Source organism: Thermodesulfobacteriota bacterium (assembly GCA_040753795.1).
Taxonomy (GTDB): Bacteria; Desulfobacterota; Desulfobacteria; order Desulfobacterales; family Desulfosudaceae; genus JBFMDX01.
Window position 1 is genome coordinate 110,018 of the sequence record JBFMDX010000010.1, and the last position, 21,681, is coordinate 131,698.

A 21,681-nucleotide genomic window follows, 5' to 3' on the forward strand; every position below is an offset into this window, starting at 1 on the left:
CCAAAAACAAAGGGTAAAAGGGCAAAATCCAAAGGGTTATTTTAAGTCCAGCACGACCCGAAAGCCGCTGCTGACGTCCCGGTTGCCCGGCCGGCTCCTGCCGCGGTAGGCCGACCGGCAGTTCCTGCCGCTGCTGTTCCAACTGCCGCCGCGCAGGACGCGGGCCGCTCCGACGTACGCCCAAGCCGTCCAAACGCTGCCGTCCTGCGGTGCGCCTTTATAATCTTCATGCCAGGGGTCCTCACACCATTCCCAGACATTGCCGATCATGTCATGCAATCCCCAGGCATTGGCTTTCTTTTCTCCCACCGGGTGCGTCGTTTCGCCGCTGTTATCCTCAAACCAGCCGATATCATCAAGTTTGCCATAACGAGAAGCTACGGCTCCGGCACGGCAGGCATATTCCCACTCAGCTTCGGTAGGCAGGCGCACCTTGCTTGATCCCAGGCCCAATAGATCATATAAATTATTCAGACGACTTAAATAAGCCTGGCAGTCATCCCAAGACACGCTTTCAACAGGATTATTATCCGTATCACCTTCCTGGAAGGCAGAAGGGTTCTGACCCATCACTACCTGCCACTGCTGCTGGGTAACAGGAAACTTAGCCACATAGAGGGGCGAGGCGATCGTCACTTTATGCTGCGGCTTCTCGTCAGCTTGGGCTTCCGGATCATCGGAAGAACCCATGAGGAACTCTCCCGGCGGAACCAGCCGCAGGACGATCCCCGTTTCTTTCAGCCTGATTTCCAGGGGATATCCTTTCTCCACCCACTCCTTCTGGCGCTTTTGGGCTGCCTCGCTGCCGGCATTCAAACCGCCCAGCCGCGCATAGGTGGCGTCGGCGATTGGTTCCAGGAAGTCCGGCAGAAGGGATTTTCCATTTGCTGCCCCTTGGGCGGATGCTGCTTTTCCGCAGAAAGGACAGAATTGAAAAGACAGGTCGAGTTCTTTGCCGCAGCCCTGACAGATATGTTTTTTGGCTATCTTCTGTCCGCAGGCCGGGCAGGCATTCCAGCCGCTCTGTATTTCCTGGTTACACTTGGTGCATTTCATCAGCGATCTGTCTCCAGTTCTTTTAAGCGTTGAAGCGTTGATTCGGAAAGCTCGGCTGAAGTCTCTTTGGTCCCCTCCAGTTCGCCGACCCGTTGGGACACATCCATGGCGGCGCGCTCCGGCCCTTCATAGCTTTCCCGCTCAAGGTCGCGAGCTTCGCGGTCGGAAGCCTTGAGCTGTCCGAACATACCCTGAAGATCCAGGGCGATGTCATCCAACTGCCCTTCCTGGATGCCGCTGGACTGGGCCGCGACAAGCTCGTGAACCTTGGCGAGCGCCAGGGAGATGCGGTCCACGTTGGCGGTGATGATGGTCTCCCGCCCCTTCAGGCGGTCAAGGTCGCGGAAGGTCTGCTCGATTTCGCGGATCAGCATCCGCTTGATATCGCCGCGGGCCGCATCCGACTCCTTTTTTTTCTGAACGGCGCGGTTTTCCAGCCTGCGGATTTCATCCTTCAACGTTTCCAGCTGGTCCATGTTGCCGGCGCGGGCGGCCGACAGTTTCTGTTCCATCAGCTCCAAATGTTTGGCCTGGGACGGTTTCATGCCGAGCGATGCGGCGATTTTTGCCAGTACAGCAGACAGGTTTTCATTCAACTTGCCCATGGTCTATCACTCCTTTTCTTCCGATGCACGTCGGTTTATCTGCGCTTGAACAAGCCCAGTTCCATATACCAAAAAGACGATAAGCAGGAAGCCGGTAACGCCGCCGATGTTTATCATGCTTTTTAACGCCAGGCCGCTGACGCCGACGCCGGCGCTGACAAACAGCAGGAAGTGCCGGCGCAGGAAACCCCGATGAAATGAGGCAGGCGTCAGTTTTGACTGATCACCCGGGCGACGGCGGCGAATGGCAATGGCCCCCCCCTTCAACTGTTCGACCAGGTAAGTGTCCCGGCTGACCTCCTGCATGGCCAGGAAGGCGTCACGGACCGTTGTTTTTCGATAGTGCGTCTCCCCGGCGATTTTTTCAACGGTGATGTTGGCCTCATATCCGTCGGCGATACGGCGGTCCACCACGGTTTTAACTGTTGATACCCGTTCCTGCCAGGTAAGGGGCGCCATGCGGTCAAGAAAGTTGCGGAACGACACGCGCGTGGCAAAGAAGGGCGGGGTGGTTGTCTGCCACAGGTCATCGTTATTGAAACAACTCAAAAGGATGCAATGGTCGCCCGCTGCCATGCCTTTTATGTCTTCCGGCCAGGGCAAGGCGGAACCCAGGGTAAAAAAGCTATAGACCGGCTTGCGGCCGGCGGCGGTGTCAGCTTGTCGCGCGACGAGGTCGCGCACGGCTTGAATGGTTGCGGCATCAGGCCTGGCAAAGGAGGGCGGCTGGTCCGGCTGCAATTTAACCGGGGTAATAAACGCGGCCACGATCCGGATATCCGCGGGAATAGACTTTATTCGATAGATGCGGAGGGAATTAACCGCCGACAGGGCCGCCATCCACTCCCGGGGCGGTTTCATGTCCGGCGGGCACCCGGTTTGTGCCAGGAGCGCATGCCGGAGGCCGTCGGTCAGGTCGGATTCCTGAGTGAAACGGCGGATATGGGACTGCCATGGCAGCAGGGACGCGGCCGTGGGCAGGTTGATGTCGGGGAAGGCCGCGCCCACGGCGGTCTTGAGGTTTTCCTCGATTGCGGCAAAAAATTTCTGGCTGGCGGATTGTTTGCGGGCCAGATCGCCGACAAACCTGTCGGGCCAGTCGGCTCTGGCAGGAAACCAGAGGCTCGCCCTGAGTTCCGGGGTCCAGGCCCGATTCAGTCGCAGAAATTCCTGGCGGTTTTCGGGGGTGTCTTCCCGTAAAACATCCGGCTGTCGGGGATGATACAGGACCCGTGTGCCGGGCTTGAGCAGGCGGCGATCCAGGTCGCGGCCCTCCCTTTCGAGTACGCGAACAAATTCACGCCATTCCGGCTCCGGCGATTCCATTTTTACTTCCTTTACAGGAGCGCTGGGCGGACCCGTGAACGCTTCCACGGCGAAACGTTCAATATAGTCGTATGGCAGCAGCGCATGGCCGGGAGCTTCCGGGCTGTCCGGCGCCCAGCCGAGTCCCCAGCTGTTGCGGACGATAAAGTAGCCGCCGCCGGGAACCGTATCATCATCGACGTAACCCACCGCGCACATGGCGTGTCCGCCCACGATCTCTTCGCCGGGAAGGGGCAGCGTAATCTTGCCGGTGCGATTTGTTTCTGCCGAACAATACCAGCTGTCGAAGACCAGCGTCCCGAATGTTACCGGCATTCCGCCCTGACCGTTCTCGCCGGCAAGGACGTACTTGTAATTCTGAACGAGCCCCGGCTCCACGGTACGGGCCGAAGGCAGGCGATAGCGTTTGGCCTTTTCCTGTGGATCAGACCGGGGCGGCCCCTGGCCTTCGGTGGCCGATTGCATGGGGTTATATGGCCAGGCCGAGGCCTGACATACCCCGTATTCCTGGAGAACCGTCATGGCGGTGTGAAGGGCGGTTCCGGGATCCGGGCTGCCGTCCAGCTCCTTGCATCCCCAGTAAAGGAATTGCTCAGACAGGGGCTCCGGCGGCGTGAGCAGGAATTCGCGCAAGGCAACGGTGGCGAAAGCAACGCAAGTGCCGCGCTCCCCCTGGTCGCGGGCCGGCGGCAGGCGATCCATCAGGCGGACGGCCGGCGGCAGGCGATCATCAAAGGCGCCGGCAGGCAACGGACGGGATGGTCGCAGGCGTCCTTCCGCGCGATAGATATCAACCATTTGCGGGTCAAGGAGGCAACCCAGAAGGCCCCCCCGTTGCGGCCGGCGAAGCAGGGCCAGACGATTTGATGGGACAGCGGCGGCAAAGTTATTGGTTGAGAGGGCGCGCAGCGCGATTGCCTCGCTGCTTTGATGCTTGTCCGACAGGGCGGCGATAAGGGCGATGGCCTCTTCAACCGATTCAATCCACAAGGACTGGAGCAAACGGACCTGGTCCGGTGATATCGCAAGAGATGAAAGAGGTGTCTGACCGGGTATCCTCATGCCGCCCCTCCGTTGCCGTTGTCTGAATCCGTATTGAATTGCGTCTCATCAAACCGGGCGCCAAGGGGACCTCCCGGACGGGCCTGGATTAGCGCTTCGTAACGCTGAGATCCCAGAATTTTTTGCGATTCCTGAAGCAGTTCATCAAGGGAAGCGGGATTGCCGGCAAGGAGCTTGTTCAGGCCCCTTCGGCCCTGGTCCGTGGCGGCCGAGGCGACAAACTGCTCAACGCTGGTGATCCAGTATGACCGGAGGGCTTGGGCGGAATGCGATTCAAGCGATTCAAGGCAAGCGATATCGTGGCCCTGTTCCTGTGTGCATTCCTCGTTCGGTCCGGTCATGGCACGTACTCTTACTGATTATCCGGGGAGGCCGTTTCAGGCAAGCCGTATCCTCGTGTCGTTAAATATACGCGATCCCCCTGATCCGCAGACGGCTAATAGTAAAGGATTACAAGCTTTTCAATTAGTTATACCCATAACAAAACCTTTTTTGTGTGTCAACATGATTTTTGTGCCTATTGCCTTGCAATTTTTGCCAATTTTTCTTTTCCCTCCTCATATTCCGGCGCATAATCCCGGTAGTATTGGATGACTTTGGGGATATAGTTTTGAGTTTCGGCGGGCAACTTGGCGTAGGGTTGATGAATGTACTTCTCTCCGGCATTATAGGCGATCAGCGCTTTGTCTAATGCCTGATATTTGGTCAGATATTTTTTTAAAAGACGGGTTCCGCAGTGAATATTTTCTTTCGGATCAAACGGATCGGTCAGGCCGTTTTCACTACCGGTGCTGTCCATGATCTGCATCAGGCCTTTGGCGCCGGCATGTGATACAGCCGAGGGGTCAAAGCCGCTTTCCGCCCGTATGACGGCTTTAATTAAAGCCGGGTTAACCCCGTATTCTTTTGAGGCGTTTTCAATGTGTTGGTCTATTCCTGTCCGGGGCTGTTGTGCCGATGCGATTGTTTGATCAGACGAATCATCTTCACAGTCTTTCTGGCTTTTTGAATAAAACCATTCTGGAATTGCCATGCCGGCCGTTCTTGCCTCTGCTGCCAAGGTGGCTTTTAATGATTCGGCGGCAGGCTCGTGGTTAAGCTCCTGAATCTTGGCGATCATCATCTGCTGGGTTAGAAAACGCATATAAAGCGTATCCGCATCCTCGGCAATAGCCGAGGCGGTTATTGACGACATGAGCATCCCGATGGCAAGACCCGGCCCTGCTATTCTGAATAGCGTGTTAATCATTCTTTCTCTCCTTTAGATAAGCACCTTCAGTCCCAGGCTAACGACTTGATTCGTTGTCCGGTTGACGGCTGTCTTAATATTCAGGCCGAGATCGTCGCCGGATATGAAATATTCTCCCCTGACAATATCGAAGCTTTCCATGCCGTAATCATTTGATTCCAGGTATTGTTTCAAACTGCCCAGAAAACCGGTTTCGATGCGGGATGGCAGCAGCACCACCAGGGCCAGATTGGGACTGTCCGGCCATTTTTCAAATGCTGTGCTCAGGATTTCGGTGACCAGTGGTTCATCCGCTATTTCACGGGGGCGGAACAGGGCCAGTTGACTGAGTTCCCCCGGTTCCTGGAACTTGAGGAAGCGGTAATGGCTGTTATAATAATGAAGTTCGACTTCCGCCAGAATACTCTGGTTCATCGTATCACCGACAAACAGATGACCGCCGATCTGCTTTATCATCTTCAGGTATTCGTCAAACCCGATGCTGCTCCAGTTGGCTTCAATGATCGGCAGCTTTTTTCCCTCTTTTTGCAGGCGGCTGCCGATGGCGCTCTGCTCCTGGTTTATACTGATAGTTTTTGGCGCCAGATTCGCGGGCTTGGGTTGTTGTTCCATCTGCATAGCCGAATTGTTTTGGACGGCCAATTTTTTTTTGGATTGTGACACAGGCGGTTCAGGGGTGGAGGAATGGGGCACAGGTTTAGGCATGGGAGGAGTAGAAACTGCTTTTGGAGGGACGGGTGGTTCCTGTAGCGGTGGGGCAGCCTTGATCTTGGGAGCTTTTTCGGAAACGGCGATGGCGGCAGCAAGAGCGGCCGGTAAGGTCTGTACTACCACCATTTGTTCCGGTTTGCTGGCATCTGGAGAGAGGTGAGACAGGGACGGTTTCTCTATTTTTTGCTCTGTGTTCAATATCTTATGCGCATCTTCGTTTTTATCCGGTGTGATCCGGTGCGATGTCCCGGTGAGTATATACAGGGTCACGAGAAAGGACAATACGCATACAATGGATTTGGTTTTCATGGCGTTTTGGCCTTTTCGTATGTATCGTAAATAGCTTGGATTCCAGCTTGTTTGGCGGCATCCAGTATGGCGACATATTCACCATGGGAAAGGGCCTTATCAAACCGGGTGATCAGTACGGTTTTTCCTTTTTGGCGATATGTCGTCAGGGCTTGTTTCAAATGATCGAATGATATAGGTTTGTTCTCAATATAAAGCTGGCCGCCTTTATCTGTTTTCCGCGCCGAAAGGATGACGTATTCAGGTACTCCGGCGGCCTTGTCACCTTCAGAGTCGCCCTGGGAGAGTTGGATACGTACCAACTCGGTCTTGACGCTTTCGGTTTGAATATTGATCATCAGGACGCCCGTGGTAACGAGGAAAACCATGAGCGACAGGGCAAAAATATCCATGCCAAGATCTTTGTTAATCATTGATGATTTCCTTTTGTGTCATGTGCTGTTGTGTTGAGAACTTCTGCGCCACCAGCGCGTCAAGGAGCATCTGCTCCTCAATACCCGGTTTATTGTCCGATTCCTGCGGAAAAAAGCGCCTGAAAATTTTTGAGGCAATATAGGCGGGTACGGATATAAAAATCCCTACGGCCGTGCTGCCAAAGGCGGCGGAAGACTTTTGAAGAAGCACGTTGATCATCTCCGCCTGGCTCATGTCCACAGACATGCTGCCCATGGTGGCCATCAGGGACAGCACTGTTCCCGCAAAGCCGAAGGTGCCAGCGAGATTCTGGATAATATCCAGAAGATAAAAATAGAGAGCGGATGGAGGCTTCGGATCTATTGAGATGCGCAGGACAAAATCCTTGTAAGCCAGCGATGGTCCGTTGGGAACGGCAACCATGGCTTTTTCCCAGTGGGGCTTATGAAGACCGGATCGCTTGAATAACCTGTCGACGATTTCCCGGCGGTTGTTTGAAAACCTGGACAGCATCTGACAAAGCCTTTTTTCCGACTTAAAGGAGTTGATTCCGTTGAACTGCCCGTAATACAACTGTTGAAAATTGTCGCCAAAGCACTCCCGGGCTTTACGTAAAATCCGATCATCCGACATCCGCAATTCAGCGATCAGTTTCCAGACTGACCACAGGCACACGCAGGCCATGGGGAAGAGAGCGAATAGGGTCGGCCCGACCATGATGTAGATCCATTGCCAGGCGGCAGTGATGCCGGGAAATATCTCCGGCGGCGCATTAAATATCGATTCGCCTCCTGTCCAAAATTTGTATGCGCAAATCTCGGCAATACCGATACCGATTAAAATATATAACATGTGGGAATAAATGCTTTCTTTGAATCGGGGCCATGAAAAACCAATTGAGTGAAATAATTTCATGCTTTTCTCCGTTATTTCTTGCTTTCAAAAAGGGGGATGGGGGAAAAGAATTCCTGCCCGGTCATCTTTTCAATAATCAAGGCCGGCAACAATTCGAGACCGCCCTGCCTGCTTGCCCCATTACCCAGAAAGAGGTTGTTTTCCAGAAAGCTTTCGTTGTCCTTACATTTTGCCAGTATATAAATTTGGTGGCTCAAGATGATGGCCCCGGCGGGGGCCAGTTCGCTCATTGGGGCATTATGCGCCCAGGCCTTGACCATTTTCATGGCAGCGCCGTTTTTTTCTTGGACCCATCGTTGAACCAGCGGATCGGAGTCACAATCGCAGCCGCAGAAACCAGGAAACGATGCCATCAACATCATGACTAACCAGGTTGTGATTACGGTGATTCTTTTCATTTTTTCACCTCGCCCTTAATAGTTATTGTCCGCCGGCCATGAGTTGGGAAAGCTGGGCCGGCTTCCGAGGCTGCGGCTGGTGCCCTGGTCCGGTTGACTGACGGAGTTGCTGATGAACATTATATTTTCCCGGATATCTTCAATGTTTTCCTTAATGGGGCCAAGCGTGTTCGTCGTCATATCCCCTGCGAACTCGCTGCCGCCGGAAAAGGCGCTTTGAATCAATTCATATGAAGCAATCTGGCTGACCAGTTGAAGGGTGGTGGCTTCTTCGGTGACAATAGCCTTCAGTATGTCGGACTCGCAGGCAATGGCGTTAAATCTTTCCGTCAGATCTTGTATCTTTAAGATGAGCTTTTTTCTGGAAAAAGAGGTATCGCTGCTGTTGTTTTTTTGCAGCAGGGAGTTATATGTCTCAATTTCCCGTGCCAGTCGGCCGGCATGTTGTAGTTCGTTTAGAATAACCGGATCTTTGATGGTGTCCTGGTATGGCGCCAGCGTTAAATAAAGATCACGGGAATTCTGCAAAACCGGTTTGGATCTGTTGATCATTTCATTTACGGCTTGTTCGTTAATTGCGCCTCCTTCCTGTTCCAGGCTGTCGAGCAATGAATAGAGAGTTGTGGCGTGGATGCTTGCATATTTGCCGGTAATCTCAAGCTCTTTGGAAATATCTTTGATATATACGGCAAGATTTTTGGCAAATTGCGCTTCCAGGTTTTTCCTGTCAAACATCGATGTGTCCGAAGCCAAGTCCAGTATCTGCGATTTCAACTGGGCCATCTTGTTTTGAATGACTTCTCGATGCTGTTTTAACGGGGTGATTTCTTCAAGATAGCTGCCCTGGTTTTCACCCATTTCCCGAACGGTCATAAAAACCAGATCGCCGGATATTTCCATGGCCAGAGCCGAACTGGCAGTAAGGATGAGCAGTGTCAATATCGTGATGGTATCTATTGGTTTGGTTTTCATGGAGTTTGTCTCCGAATTTATTGGATTAGAATTTCCTGCCACACTCCGTCCTTGACAGGATAGGGCAGTGGCAGGCCCTGCATGGTTGCCGCCAGGTTCAGCAGAGTGCATTCATCGCCTGAAGGCATCTGCCGATGCCCAATTATTTTATCCAGATGATAAGCGCATTTTACAAAATGGTCTCTTTGCGAACATCTTAAGTATGTTTTTGCAGCAGCTACCATGCAGCGCCGTTCGGCATCCTTGTTGTCGTCTTTGTGATATAAAGATGCAGCCTTCTCAAAATATTCGGCGCTTTTCTGATAAAATCCTTCCCGGTAATAGGTCAACGCGAGTTCAAAGGGCAGTTCCGGTCTGTCAGCAACCTCAACGGTTGCAGCCATGCGCGACTGGTTGTGCAGGGTGTTCCTGGGTGCGCACCCGAATAAAACGATGCATACCGCCAGAAACGATAAAATGGTCAGTGTTGCTTTTTTCATGGTGTCCTCCCTTTTTTAAGCACTGTAATCGTGTTACCCGGTTTGCCTATTGGGAGAGCATCCAATATGCCAGAATGATGAGTTGATGAATTATGGAAGCCGTAACTCTTTGCAATAGAAGAAAATAAAGTTGGCGAGAATATTTGCGGGAAAAAACAATGTGGATTTTGTTAGTAGTTTCTGCCGCTGATGGTTTAACGATCTAACATCTAAAAGAATTTTAGATAGGAAGCTCTTTAAGATTTTATCTTTATCCACTCACGGCAGCGTAGCCAGCCATTGAAAAACCGGGGCCACCAGGATACGGTGAATGTCGTTGGGTATTATTTTAAAGCCGTCTCCGTTTTCAACCAATTGCACGGCCGGGATTTCCAGGGCGGCCTGAAATTTTTTTAACGCAGCCGAGGGCTGCGTGTCGGACAGTTTGGCCTCGACCATCAGTAATGGTTTGTTCCCTTCGGCGATCAGAAAGTCGACTTCCTGCCGCTCTTTGTTTTTAATGAAATGAAGCGTGAAGTCCCCGTGCCCCAGGTCATTCCAGCAGGAAACGGCCCGGAAGAGTTCCAGCGCCACCATATTTTCGAAACGTGCCGCCGGGTCCTTGATGCGCGGGGCATCCCACAGATAAACCTTTTTTTCTTTCTGGATGGCCCGGGAAATTTTCGCCGTCCAGGGTGAAATGGAAAACGTCAGAAAAAAAGTTTCAAATACGGACAGCCAGGACTGAATCGAGTTATAGGAAACCTTCAGGTCTCCTGCCAGGGAGGAGGCGGAAATCGGGCTCTAATGAAAAATAGTCAAGATGATTTTTAATTATAATGAAATATAGTCAGATCCGGCCCCCTGGAGATTTTTCCCGATCCTGTCTCCGATTCTGACACGATTCTTACGGGAGCGGCACCCGATGACGCGGCATTTCGGTAAGAGCAGCTAAACGGTGACCCCGTGGCGCTGGGCCAGTTTGGTGAACATCTGGGCCAGCCCCACGCCGATGGCAAAGGCCGAGCCGATGGAGAGATTCTCTTCAGCGCTTTTATCGAAGAAGAGGTTGAGGGTCGATTCCATGCCTTCTTCGGGAAACCAGTAGCAGATCATGATCGGCACTTTGGGCAGGGGATGAAGGACAACGGAGATATCGGATTGAAACTGCTGCTCTACCTGCCGGCCGCTGAAAAGATGAACCATGTCGTCAAACAGGTCGGGATAGACGTCGGCTACCCGCTTCATGGCATCCTCGCATCGTTTCTTAAACAGCGGGTAGCCTTCGCGGCCTTTTTTCAGTTCCCGGTAGGACAGCCATTGCCCTGTCGGCGGAACGCCTTTGCCGAACAGCACGTAATCCAGAAAAGGGCCGGCCACCCAGGGGTTAACATGGATATCGGCGTAGAGCGCCCCCTGGTTGTCGACGCCGAAATCCTTGCCCAGAATTCTGACAGTCAGTTTGCCGCCGGCGAACTGTCCGCCGGTCCGTCGGGCCGCTTCTTCCAGATCGAGACCGGCCATGGCTTTTTTCAGGTCGTCGATGGCGTTTTCCCGCTCGTCGGTCGGGGTCGCGGCCGGCGCCTGCCGGAGGCCGTGGGCTTCGGCGAACTGCCGGATGGTTTCCCGGTCCAGCCGGGGACACTCCTCCAGCCGGCGGGTGCCCTTGAAGACGCCGGCGGCAAAGGCAAAACAGGTCTTCTCGCCGCACTCACGGCAGTTGGAATGGTCCAGCAGCTTGAATATATCTAATGTAGTGGCCGGCTTGGTCATGAAGAGCACTCCTTTATTTTGAATCTTTATGGTACGCTTAACCTAAACAGTCGGTTCGTCCCTGTCAAGACGTCGCCCGGATTTCCGGTACCTTCGCCGCCCATATCCGTCGGCCATTTTCTGTCTGCCGGCTGGGGCGCCCCAGGTACACGTTGACTTTTTGTTTTTCCCTTACCATAATGAAATAAAAAAAAATTATTCATATCAATTTATTGTCACCGTGATCAGGCGGGCATCATGAGTCACTGGCCAATTCAAATCAACCCGGATCTGTGCGCGGGGTGCCTGCGCTGCCTGCTGGCCTGCTCCCGGCTTTATGACGGCCGGTTTTCACTGGCCGCGGCCGGACTGAAGGTGACCCTGTCCGGAACGGGATGCACGGTTGTTTTTCTGAACACCTGCGTGCAGTGCGGCGTCTGCGCCGATAATTGTTTTTACGGCGCCCTGGTCAGGCAGGGTCGGAAGGAGGGGCCGCCATGACCCTGGCGGGCGGTTTTGCCGGAACCATACTGCATGTGGATCTGACCCGGCGCCGGATCCACCGGGAACCCCTGGACGCTCGTCTGGCGCGGGACTTTATCGGCGGCCTGGGCCTGTGCTTCCGCCTGGCTCTTGACGCCATCAAGCCGGGCACCGATCCGTTCTCGCCGGATAATCCCATTATTCTGGGCGCCGGGCCACTGGTCGGAACCGACGTGCCCTCTTCATCCCGGGTGTACGGGGTCACGAAGTTTCCCGCCACCGGAGCCGTCGGCTGGTGCGGAGCCGGCGGTATGACCTTCGGCTGCCGCCTGAAACAGGCCGGTTACGACCACATCATCATCACCGGCCAAAGCGATCACCCGGTCTATCTGGAGATCATTGACGATACCGTTCAGTTAAAGGACGCCGCCGGTCTGTGGGGAAAAGGCATAGCCGAAACCGGCCGGCTGATCAGTCAGTGGACGGAAGGTCAAAGCGGTATTATCGCCATCGGTCAGGCCGGAGAAAACCGTTCGACCTTTTCCATGGCCTATGTGGATGGGGTGTCCACCCTGGGCCGTGGCGGGTTCGGCGCGGTCATGGGGGCAAAGAACCTGAAGGCTGTTACCGTCCAGGGGGCGGGCGGCATTGGCGTCGCGGATGATAAACCGTACCAACGGTTGAGAAACGAACTGACGGAAGAGATCCGGCGTTACCGGCACCTGAAGGATTGGCAGCGCCTGGGCATGCTCAAGACGTTTCCGGTGGTGCCGCCGGAATTATATGAGAAGATCCGGAAGCGCCGGCTGGCCTGCGTCTCCTGCCCGATCGGCTGCAAGGACCTGGTCGAAATACCCGACGGCCCGCTGGCCGGAAAAATTATCCGCTCCAGTTCCGCCGTCAATCTGTTCACGCCGCTTATGTACGGGTTTACGGATTACCGCGAAGCGGCCGGACTGATCGCCGCGCTGGATGATTTCGGGCTGGACATGTTCGAATTTTTCGGGGTCATGCGCTTTGCCGCGGCCCTGTTTGAACAAGGCATCCTGCCCGCGGCGGCAAACGATCCGCCGGTCGTCATCAATTCCCTGCCGTCCATGCTGGCCTGGGCGGCCAGGATCGCCGGCCGTGAGGGCGTGGGGGACGTTCTGGCCCGGGGCTTTGCCGGAATGCTGGCGGCATACGGTGACGCGGCCGCTGCCTGCGCGCCGGCCCTGATCAAAAACGTTCATCCCTATACCGGTCCGGATTCGGCTCTGCCCTGGGACCTGTTCGGTACCATGGAACTGGGGCAGGTCCTCGAGCCCCGGGGGCCTCATGTCGGCTCCGGCGGTTCCCCGACCTATTTTGCCAAACGTCCCCTGGATATGTTCCCGAAACATTTGCAGCGGATGGGCGTTCCCGATCCGGCGATTGATGACATCCTGGCAAAAAAACCTGACGGCCGGCCCGGCCTGAAAGTCGGCGCGCTTCTGGCGTATTCCCACCGCTGGTTTGCCATGCTGGGATCGCTGGGCATCTGCGCCCGGGGTCAGATCAACCGGTTTTACAATGCCGGGCGATGCGCCGCCCTTTACCAGGCGGTGACCGGCATTCCCACCGATCTTGAGCAATTGCGGCATCGGGCCGAGCGGGTCTGGACGTTATATAAAATGTTAAACCTCCGGGAAGGCATCGGCCGGACAGCCGATACGGCGCCGGAACGGTGGACAGCGGACCCGGGATTCAAGGAATATGTGTCGGAAACGCCGCTGACCAGCGAGATGATCGAAGAAATGATCGCCGATTATTACCGGGAGCAGGGCTGGAACCGGGAAACAGGAGTCCCTGAGACAGAAACCCTGAAGCGGCTCGGGCTTGACGGCCTTTAAAGGGGCATGGCCCGATACCCTGATGGACGATACCGGTCGGGCAGCGTCATTACAACAGTGGGATTGCGTCAATGGACAGTAAAAAAGCGGTAGACGCGCTGCAGCGGCAACTGCGGTATGAGGAAACCATCGCCCTGGCCTCCGCCTGCCTGCTCAAACCCGATGCCGGTTATGAAACCCTCAACGAAGCCATTACTCATCTCCGTCTGGCAACGGACGCGTCAAGAGTCTATATTTTCGAGAATGTTGATGATCCGGCCGATGGACTGTGCGCGCGCCAGACCCATGAATCCTGCGCCCCGGGTGTGCGGCCGGAAATCGATAACCTCCTTCTGCGGCAGGCGCCATATGCCCGGGGCATGGAGCGCTGGCGGGAGCAGCTCTCCCGGGGGATCCCTGTCTGCGGGCATGTCCGCGATTTCCCCGAAGGCGAAAGGAATCTTCTGGAATCGCAGGGCGTTCTCTCCATACTGGTCCTGCCGCTTATTGTCGACGGTCGCTGGTACGGATTCATCGGTTTTGACGAAATTCATTCCCGGCGCGAATGGCGCCAGGAGGAAATCTCGCTGCTGAAGACCGCGGCGGATATACTGGGCGGTTTTCTTACCCGCCTTCGCATCCAGCAGATCCTGCGTGAAAAAAACACGCTTTTGCAGAACATCAATGACCATCTGGTGGACCTTGTGTCCATGGCAACCCTTGAGGGGGTTCTCACCTACGTCAGCCGTTCCCATGACGTTCTTGGTTATACGCCGGAACAAATGCTGGGAAAGACCGCCACCGATCTTGTTCATCCCGAAGACCATGATTCGGTGATACGGGAACTGGCCACGATTCTTGACAACCCGATGCCCGGGAAACAGGCATCCGTCGAATATCGCTACCGTTGCGCGGATGGCTCCTACCGATGGCTGGAGACCCTGGGCAAATGCCTTTTTACGGACAGGGGAGAACCTTATGCTCTGTTTTTCAGCGGCCGTGACATTACCGAACGCAGGCGGGCGGAAGGGGCGCGGCAGCGAATCCGGACGCTCGAGGGCCTGGGAACGGTCGCCGGCGGTCTTGCCCACGATTTTAACAATCTGCTGACGGGCGTATTCGGCAATATCGAACTGGCCCAGATTCGTCTGCCACCGGACCACCCGGCTCTGGCCGCGCTGCAGACCGCCCATCAGGCCCTGGAGCAGGCCCGTCATCTTACCAGCCGGCTGCTGACCTTTGCCAAGGGAGGCCAGCCCGTTCTCGAAAAAGTAGATCTGCGACAGCATATCCGTGACACGGTGACCTTCCATCTGGCCGGCGGAAACGTGGCCGCCCGTTTCGATCTGCCCGCGGATTTATGGCCGGCAATAGCCGACAAGGGGCAACTGGAGGAGGTCATCGCCAACCTGACCATCAACGCCAGGGAGTCCATGCCTGCCGGCGGGACGCTTCATGTTCAGGCCCGGAATGTCGCTGATGTCCGTCAGCCCGAGGCCCCGGACTTAAGCGGTGATTGCGTCAAATTGACCTTCCGGGATGAAGGGACCGGAATCCCGGCCAGTATCATTGGCCGGATATTCGATCCCTATTTCACCACCAAGCGCGCCGGCAGCGGACTCGGGCTGGCCATTGTTCACGGCATTATCCGCAAGCACAAGGGACATATCACCATCGAGTCCGTTCCGGATAAAGGCACGGTGTTTACCCTTTTTCTTCCCGCCGATATGGCCGGACACGCCGGCCGGACGGCAACCCCGTCGCCGGCGGTAGAAAGTTACCGCGCTTCCGGCCGCATTTTATTCATGGACGATGAGGTGCTGGTGCGAAAGACCGCGACCCACATGCTGGAAAGCCTCGGGTATGCCGTGGAAACCGCCGCCGACGGAAGAGAAGCGTTGGAAACATACGCAACGGCCATGGAAAACGGAAAGCCCTTTGACCTGGCGATCATGGATTTGACGATTCCCGGGGGAATGGGGGGGAAGGAAGCGATCGGCAAACTGCTGGCGCTTGATCCATCGGCCAGGGTGATCGTTACCACCGGTTATTTTTCCGATCCCGTGCTGGCCAGTTATGCTGATTACGGCTTTTGCGGTAGCCTGCCCAAACCGTTCAGCCTGAAGGATTTGAAAGAAATCATCTCCCTGGCGCTGAACACCTGAACCCGCGACCTCGCTTTATATCTTCCCGGTCAGCCACGCCGCCGCCTGCCGGAGAAACTCCTCCTGGTGGCCCGGGTCGGTGATGCGGTGATCGCCGTTTTTATGGCGGAGAAGCTTTTTGGGCCGGTCGCAGGCCGCGAAAAGCCGCTCGGCGTTTTCGTAAGGCACTACCTGATCGGCGTCGCCGTGAACGATGAGAATGTCGTGCAGCCCTTTCACCTCCCGGCTGATATCAAACTGCAGGGCGGTTTCAAAGAACCGGGCGGGCATTTTTTCCAGCACCGGGTCGTTGGATAGTTTGATAGCGTTTATGACCGGGCCGCTGACCAGGGGCGCGGCCACTGTGACCAGCCGGACCGGCATGAAGCGGCGGGCGGAAGCCAGCACCACCGTGCCGCCCATGCTGCTGCCGAACAGTCCTGTCAGAGGCCCCAGGTCTTTCCGCTGTCGCAGCATGTCCACGGCGTCGGCCAGATCACGGCACCGGGCCGCCAGGGAAGTGACCTCGGCAAAAACGCCGGCGCTCTCATGGCAACCGCGGTGGTCAAACCGGAAGAAGGCCACTCCGGCCCGGCAGCAGGCCTGGGCCAGGGCGATCTGCTTGGGCGACTCCTTGTCGGCGAACAGGCCGTGGCAACCCACCACAAAAGGGGCCGGCAGGGTTTCCGGAAGATGGAGGACGCCCTTGAGGACAAGGTCATCCGAGGTAAATGAGATCGGTACGGTTCGGAAATCCGTCATGATTGCTCCCGCGGAAGAAAGGTTGGTTTTGTTTGCCGACAGATACAAGAGGCATACACAAGCCCGGTTCGACGTGTCAATGAATTTCAGGCCCGGGATCAAGAAAGGGGACGTTCCGGCAGGTCGGACGGAATGTGAAAAAGCCCCGGGGAATGCTCCCAAAGAAATAAATTGAGTAATGGCGGAGAAATAACTTAAAATCATTAAAAACATATTTGACAAAGGAGGCATCATGGATCGACGTGAATTCTTAAAACAGGTGGCCCTCTGGTATGCCGGAATCATGACCACCGCGCCGGTCTTCCGCCTGGTCCCCCGGGCCATGGCCGGAACGTCCGCTTCACCTCCATCCGGGATTATCGTCTCAAAAGGGGAGGACTACTTTAAAATTACGGCTGCCGTCATCGAAAAAATGGGCGGCATGGGCCGGTTCGTCAAGCCAGGGGCGAAAGTGGTGGTCAAACCCAACATCGGCTGGGACCGCTCCCCGGAGCAGGCGGCCAACACCCATCCCCAGGTGGTGCGGGCCCTGGTGACCCTGGCCCTTGACGCCGGCGCGGCCTCGGTTCAGGTGTTTGACCGGACCTGCAACGAGGAGCGGCGCTGTTACCAGAACAGCGGCATCAAACCGGAACTGGAAAAAATCAAAGACCCCCGCGTCAAATGCGAGTTTATCGATGAGCGCAAATTCGTGCCGGTGAAGATCGAAGGCGGCAAGGCCCTGAAGGAATGGCAGTTCTACAAGGACGCCCTGGAGGCGGACTGCTACATCAACGTGCCCGTGGCCAAACATCACGGCCTGTCGGGTCTGACCCTGGGGATGAAAAACATCATGGGCGTCATCGGCGGCCGGCGAGGACAGATCCATCATGACATCGGCCGGAACCTGGCCGACCTGAACACGGTTATCCGTCCATCCCTGACGGTGGTGGACGCCACCCGCCTGCTGCTTCGAAGCGGCCCCCAGGGCGGCAAAATCGAAGACGTCAGCATCCGCAACACGGTTCTGGCTTCGACCGATCCGGTGGCCGCGGACGCCTACGCCACGACGCTTTTCGGGCAAACGCCCGATGCCATCACCTCGACCGTGGCGGCGTTTGAGATGGGCCTGGGGGAGATGCGTCTTGAAAAATGCACGATAACAGAAGTGTAGGGAGGCAGGCAATTTTAACTGGACACCGGATCGGATTCCGGGGTGACGATGTGGTTAACAGATGAATAAAAAGTTGGTTTTTCGCCGGGCGCGGCAGGTGTGCCAGATCTTCTTTCTGGCCCTGTTCCTGTTCCTGTTCCGCCAGACCGATTATACCGGACTGGATACGATTCCTTACGCGGTTAATCTCTTTTTCCGCTGGGATCCGCTGGCCGCGGCCGCCGTCACCCTGGCCACCCGGACCGTCATTCCCTTGCTATTGCCGGCCCTGGCAGTCATCGGCCTGACCCTTGTTTTCGGACGGGTCTTCTGCGGCTGGATCTGCCCCCTGGGCACGCTCCTGGACGGTACCGCCCGCGTCATCCGGCCGGTCAGCCGGCCGCTTCGGCCATTGCGCCACATCAAATATGTGATTTTGACGGTGGTCCTGGTATCAGCAGCCTTCGGGCTGCAACTGGCCGGATGGGTCGATCCTTTTTCCCTGCTGGTGCGGGGGATGGTGATCGCCGTGGACCCTCTATTTAACGCCCTGGTCACGGCCGGTTTTGATGCCGTATATTTCCATGGCCCGGGCTGGGCCACGGCCGTCAGCGAACCGGTTTATGATGCCTTCAAATCGTTTATCCTGCCTTACAAACAATCGTTATTCATCTGGCCGGCCGTCTCCCTGGTTATGCTGGCCGGTGTATTCGCCCTGGAGCTGCTGGGCCGCCGCTTCTGGTGCCGGAACCTCTGTCCCCTGGGCGCCATGCTGGCCCTGGTCTCCCGGTTTTCTTTTTTCCGGCGCAAGCCGCTGCTTGCTTGTAAAAATTGTGAGGCTTGCCATCATGAGTGCCGTATGTCCGCGTTTGACGACGACCGCCGCATGATGGCCGAGGAATGCAACCTCTGCCTGGACTGTCTGGAATTTTGTCCAAAGCAGATCACCACCTTCAGGTTTACCCCCCCGGTCAACAGGGCGCCGGTGGATGTGACCCGTCGTCACCTGATTGGCGCCGGCCTGACCGGGATAACACTTCCCTTTCTGGTGAAAATCGATGCCGTTGCAAAAGACCCGTCCCGCCGGGTATTGCGTCCGCCCGGCGCCCTTGCCGAAGAAGACTTTTTAAAAACTTGCGTCCGCTGCGGGGAGTGCCTTAAAGTCTGTATCCAGAACGCCCTTCAGCCGGTATTGCTGGAACAGGGGCTGGACGGCGTGTTCACCCCACGGCTGGTCCCCCGGTTGGGATACTGCGAATTCAATTGCACCCTGTGCGGCCAGGTCTGCCCCACCGGCGCCCTGAAACGGCTGACCCCGGCCGAAAAGCACGCCTTTGTTATCGGCCGGGCGGTGTTCGACCGTAACCGCTGCCTGCCGTTTGCTTCCAGCACGCCCTGCATTGTCTGCGAGGAGCACTGTCCCACTTCCGAAAAAGCCATCCGCTTCGACGAGGTCGTGGTAACCGGCGCCGGCGGCGCGGCCTTGACCCTGAAGCGCCCCTACGTGATCACCGATTTGTGCGTGGGCTGCGGCATCTGCGAAAAGGTCTGTCCGCTGCCCGGCCCGTCCGCCGTCCGCGTTTACCCTGCCGGTGAGATATCATCAGATTTATATCCGGTCTGACGGCTGGTGGCCGAATTTGTTAGGGCCATTCCGCTTATTGTCGGGGGACGGTTACAGAAGGGAACCGGGAGACATCCGTGTGCGGTAAAAATTTGGCGGCGCTGAACCGGTTCATGAAGTCCTGGTTGACATTCAGTTCCAGATAGGTCAGCCGTTTTTTGATTTCCGGAATTTCCCTGATCGGGCCGCGCGATGACAGCACCATGGCGGCGCCTTCCAGGGAGCTGTTGCCGAGTACGGTGAATTTTTCCATCGGCAGATCCGGCAGCATGCCGATGGTGATGGCCGACCGGGGATTGATAAGCGATCCGAAAGTGCCGGCCACGTAGAAGGTGTCGATGTCGTCAAACGAGAGGCCGACCGTGGTCGTCAGGGTCCGCAAAATTGTGTACATGGCCGCCTTGGAGCGGATGAGGTTGTCGATGTCCGGCTGGCTCAGGGCCAGGGGCCGGCCGGTGGCGGAGGCTTCGGCCGGAACGACGACAAATTCCCGGATGCCGTCGTTGTCAACGATCCGGCCGTGACGGTCTCCGGTCAGCTTACCGCGGATGTCGAGAATGCCGGCGGTAAACAGCCCGGCCACCAGGTCGATGAGGGCCGATCCGCAGATGCCTTTCGGCGGCAGGCCGTTGATTGTCTCCGTGGTGATCAGGTGCGTTTCGGGATCGAGGGCCAGCCGGTGAATGACGCCCGGCCCGGCCTTGGCGCCGATGGAGGTCACGCCGCCTTCCAGCGCGGGACCGGCGGCCCCGGCGCAGGCGATCAGCCAGTCCCGGTTGCCGAAGACCACTTCGGCGTTGGTTCCCACGTCCACCAGCAGGCAGGTCCGGTCGCCGCGGGCCAGGCCGGAATAGAGGATCCCGGACACCAGGTCCCCGCCGAAATAACTGCCGATGTTGGGAAAGACATACACCCGGGCCAGGGGATTGACGGCCATGCCCAGGTCCGCGGCCCGGATGATCCCCGGTTCATTGACCACGGGGATGTAGGGTTCACGGATGAGCCAGCGGGCCGGCAGGTTTAAAAAGAAGTGGGTCATGGTGGTGTTGCCGGCCAGCGCCACCAGATAGACGTCTTCGGCAGACAGGCCATTGGCGCGGCACAGGCCGCTGACGGCGGCGTTCAGTCCTTCGAGGGTCAGGCGGTGGAGCCGCGTCAGCCCGTCGTCGGTGCCTTCGGCGAAATGGATGCGGGTGAGGATATCGTCTCCCCGGGCGGTCTGGGGGTTCTCAAACGATGACTCGGCCATGGCCCGGCCGGTGCCAAGGTCGATCAGCCGGATGGCGATCATGGTGGTGCCGAGATCCACGGCCAGGCCGGCCATTGGCCGATGATCGTCGGCCGCCGTCAGCCCGGCCAGATGAGCCGTCGACCCGTCGGAAAAAACCAGGCAGCGGGCCCGGTAACCCCACTGGCGGAGCCGGTCCGGCAGAAGGCGCAGCAGGGACATATCGATAGGGATCGTCCCGATGCCGAATGTTTTTCGCAAGGCCGCCAGCAGACGGTCGGCGTCGGCGGTATTGTCGGACAGGGAAGGGGGAACAAGGGAGACGTGCTCAACCCAGGTGGTCATAGGGGTCGTCATGTCGAGGGGCCGCCGGATCAGAGTTCAAAGGACATGTTGCAATCCACGGCCACGCATTGCAGGGGTTTGCCCTGCTCGTCGATGATGCGGTGGCAGATATTCAGGATGGCGTCCATCTGTCTGTCCGTCCGGTTCTGGTTGAGGTGGAAAAGCCCCAGGGTGGTGACATTGGCGTTCAGGGCCATGGACAGGGTGTCGGTATATACGGAATGGCCCCAGTCGATCTGGTTGTCGTACTCCTCCGGGGTATATTCGGCGTCATGGATCAGCAGGTCGACGTCTTTTGAAAATTCCAGATAATCATTGTAGGTCAGCCCGCCTTCATGGACATACCCGAGTTCGTTGTCCGTGAGGAACACGAAAGTTTTGCCGCCTTCGGTGAACTTGTAACCGCTGCCGCCCCCGGGATGACTGAGATTAATGGGGGTGACGGTTACCGATCCGATGGTGAACGAATCGGGGCATCCGTCCCTGTAGTTTATACGGGCTTTCAGGTCGTCATACCGGATCGGGAAATGAGGCGGTGTCATGACCTTGGAGATCATCTGCTCGGCGTAAGACCCGGGGACGGGACAACGGTAAACATCAATCACCGTCGTGTCCAGGAAAAGGGGCTTGAAAAAAGGCAGGCCCATCAGGTGATCCCAGTGAGCGTGGGTGAACAGCAGATGATAATGGAACAGTTTCTGTTCCACCAGGCGATTGCCCAGCCGGCGGATGCCGGTTCCGGCATCGATGATGATAATGTCATTGCTTCTGGTGGTGATTTCAATACAGGTGGTATCACCGCCGTATTTAACGTATTCCGGACCGGAAACCGGAATCGAGCCTCTTGACCCCCAGGATTTGACTATCATTCATCCGTTACCTTGAT

Annotated in this window: 21 protein-coding genes; 5 read left to right on the forward strand and 16 right to left on the reverse strand. The window is 56.6% G+C overall.

Features of this window, described 5'->3' with window-relative positions; all coding sequences use genetic code 11:
* Positions 1 to 36: 36 nt before the first annotated feature.
* The 13 genes from AB1724_12905 to AB1724_12965 all read right to left on the reverse strand — a co-directional run bounded on the left by AB1724_12905 (position 37) and on the right by AB1724_12965 (position 11,248).
* The gene (locus tag AB1724_12905; GenBank protein MEW6078708.1) at positions 37 to 1,098 is read right to left on the reverse strand and encodes an SUMF1/EgtB/PvdO family nonheme iron enzyme; all 1,062 of its coding nucleotides are present in this window, start codon (positions 1,096 to 1,098) and stop codon (positions 37 to 39) included.
* Positions 1,056 to 1,661, reverse strand: coding sequence for a hypothetical protein (locus AB1724_12910; protein ID MEW6078709.1), 606 nt, complete (start codon positions 1,659 to 1,661; stop codon positions 1,056 to 1,058). The genes AB1724_12905 and AB1724_12910 overlap by 43 nt, the downstream gene beginning before the upstream one ends.
* A gap of 6 nt (positions 1,662 to 1,667) precedes the next feature.
* Complete coding sequence (locus AB1724_12915) at positions 1,668 to 4,049, reverse strand: C1 family peptidase (protein ID MEW6078710.1); 2,382 nt, start codon at positions 4,047 to 4,049, stop codon at positions 1,668 to 1,670.
* Positions 4,046 to 4,390 (reverse strand): hypothetical protein, encoded by a 345-nt coding sequence (locus AB1724_12920; GenBank protein MEW6078711.1) that lies wholly within the window; start codon positions 4,388 to 4,390, stop codon positions 4,046 to 4,048. The genes AB1724_12915 and AB1724_12920 overlap by 4 nt, the downstream gene beginning before the upstream one ends.
* A gap of 176 nt (positions 4,391 to 4,566) precedes the next feature.
* Complete coding sequence (locus AB1724_12925) at positions 4,567 to 5,298, reverse strand: lytic transglycosylase domain-containing protein (GenBank protein ID MEW6078712.1); 732 nt, start codon at positions 5,296 to 5,298, stop codon at positions 4,567 to 4,569.
* A 12-nt stretch (positions 5,299 to 5,310) separates the two neighbouring features.
* The gene (locus AB1724_12930) at positions 5,311 to 6,318 is read right to left on the reverse strand and encodes a hypothetical protein (protein ID MEW6078713.1); all 1,008 of its coding nucleotides are present in this window, start codon (positions 6,316 to 6,318) and stop codon (positions 5,311 to 5,313) included.
* Positions 6,315 to 6,731: a biopolymer transporter ExbD gene (locus tag AB1724_12935; protein ID MEW6078714.1), complete on the reverse strand. Its 417-nt coding sequence runs from the start codon at positions 6,729 to 6,731 to the stop codon at positions 6,315 to 6,317. Before AB1724_12935 ends, AB1724_12930 begins: the two co-directional genes overlap by 4 nt.
* Entirely contained in the window at positions 6,724 to 7,449 is a 726-nt protein-coding gene (locus AB1724_12940; protein ID MEW6078715.1) for a MotA/TolQ/ExbB proton channel family protein, read from the reverse strand. Before AB1724_12940 ends, AB1724_12935 begins: the two co-directional genes overlap by 8 nt.
* A 209-nt stretch (positions 7,450 to 7,658) precedes the next feature.
* The gene (locus AB1724_12945) at positions 7,659 to 8,045 is read right to left on the reverse strand and encodes a hypothetical protein (GenBank protein MEW6078716.1); all 387 of its coding nucleotides are present in this window, start codon (positions 8,043 to 8,045) and stop codon (positions 7,659 to 7,661) included.
* Positions 8,046 to 8,060: 15 nt separating this feature from the next.
* Positions 8,061 to 9,128: a hypothetical protein gene (locus AB1724_12950; GenBank protein MEW6078717.1), complete on the reverse strand. Its 1,068-nt coding sequence runs from the start codon at positions 9,126 to 9,128 to the stop codon at positions 8,061 to 8,063.
* Positions 9,035 to 9,496 (reverse strand): hypothetical protein, encoded by a 462-nt coding sequence (locus tag AB1724_12955; protein ID MEW6078718.1) that lies wholly within the window; start codon positions 9,494 to 9,496, stop codon positions 9,035 to 9,037. Before AB1724_12955 ends, AB1724_12950 begins: the two co-directional genes overlap by 94 nt.
* A 258-nt stretch (positions 9,497 to 9,754) precedes the next feature.
* The gene (locus tag AB1724_12960; protein ID MEW6078719.1) at positions 9,755 to 10,072 is read right to left on the reverse strand and encodes a hypothetical protein; all 318 of its coding nucleotides are present in this window, start codon (positions 10,070 to 10,072) and stop codon (positions 9,755 to 9,757) included.
* Positions 10,073 to 10,426: 354 nt separating this feature from the next.
* Positions 10,427 to 11,248, reverse strand: a complete 822-nt coding sequence (locus AB1724_12965; protein ID MEW6078720.1) for a DUF3786 domain-containing protein — start codon at positions 11,246 to 11,248, stop codon at positions 10,427 to 10,429.
* A gap of 237 nt (positions 11,249 to 11,485) precedes the next feature.
* Here AB1724_12965 and AB1724_12970 point away from each other — a divergent pair, with 237 nt between their 5' ends.
* From AB1724_12970 to AB1724_12980, 3 genes are all read left to right on the forward strand, one after another.
* Positions 11,486 to 11,728, forward strand: a complete 243-nt coding sequence (locus tag AB1724_12970; GenBank protein MEW6078721.1) for a hypothetical protein — start codon at positions 11,486 to 11,488, stop codon at positions 11,726 to 11,728.
* Positions 11,725 to 13,581 carry an aldehyde ferredoxin oxidoreductase N-terminal domain-containing protein gene (locus AB1724_12975; GenBank protein MEW6078722.1) on the forward strand — a complete coding sequence of 619 codons (1,857 nt, stop codon included), beginning with the start codon at positions 11,725 to 11,727 and terminating at the stop codon, positions 13,579 to 13,581. The genes AB1724_12970 and AB1724_12975 overlap by 4 nt, the downstream gene beginning before the upstream one ends.
* Positions 13,582 to 13,652: 71 nt before the next feature.
* Entirely contained in the window at positions 13,653 to 15,725 is a 2,073-nt protein-coding gene (locus AB1724_12980; protein ID MEW6078723.1) for an ATP-binding protein, read from the forward strand.
* Positions 15,726 to 15,740: 15 nt separating this feature from the next.
* Here the strand turns inward: AB1724_12980 and AB1724_12985 are convergent, their stop codons facing one another.
* On the reverse strand, positions 15,741 to 16,466 hold the full coding sequence (locus AB1724_12985) for an alpha/beta fold hydrolase (GenBank protein ID MEW6078724.1): 726 nt from the start codon (positions 16,464 to 16,466) through the stop codon (positions 15,741 to 15,743).
* Between the two features lie 232 nt (positions 16,467 to 16,698).
* Here AB1724_12985 and AB1724_12990 point away from each other — a divergent pair, with 232 nt between their 5' ends.
* A complete protein-coding gene (locus AB1724_12990; GenBank protein MEW6078725.1) occupies positions 16,699 to 17,619 on the forward strand; it encodes a DUF362 domain-containing protein in 921 nt (306 codons plus the stop codon).
* A gap of 61 nt (positions 17,620 to 17,680) precedes the next feature.
* Positions 17,681 to 19,222 carry a 4Fe-4S binding protein gene (locus AB1724_12995; protein ID MEW6078726.1) on the forward strand — a complete coding sequence of 514 codons (1,542 nt, stop codon included), beginning with the start codon at positions 17,681 to 17,683 and terminating at the stop codon, positions 19,220 to 19,222.
* Positions 19,223 to 19,256: 34 nt separating this feature from the next.
* Here the strand turns inward: AB1724_12995 and AB1724_13000 are convergent, their stop codons facing one another.
* Together AB1724_13000 and AB1724_13005 are read right to left on the reverse strand one after the other, a co-directional pair.
* Positions 19,257 to 20,807, reverse strand: coding sequence for an ASKHA domain-containing protein (locus tag AB1724_13000; GenBank protein MEW6078727.1), 1,551 nt, complete (start codon positions 20,805 to 20,807; stop codon positions 19,257 to 19,259).
* A 17-nt stretch (positions 20,808 to 20,824) separates the two neighbouring features.
* Entirely contained in the window at positions 20,825 to 21,664 is an 840-nt protein-coding gene (locus AB1724_13005) for an MBL fold metallo-hydrolase (protein ID MEW6078728.1), read from the reverse strand.
* Between the last annotated feature and the right edge of the window lie 17 nt (positions 21,665 to 21,681).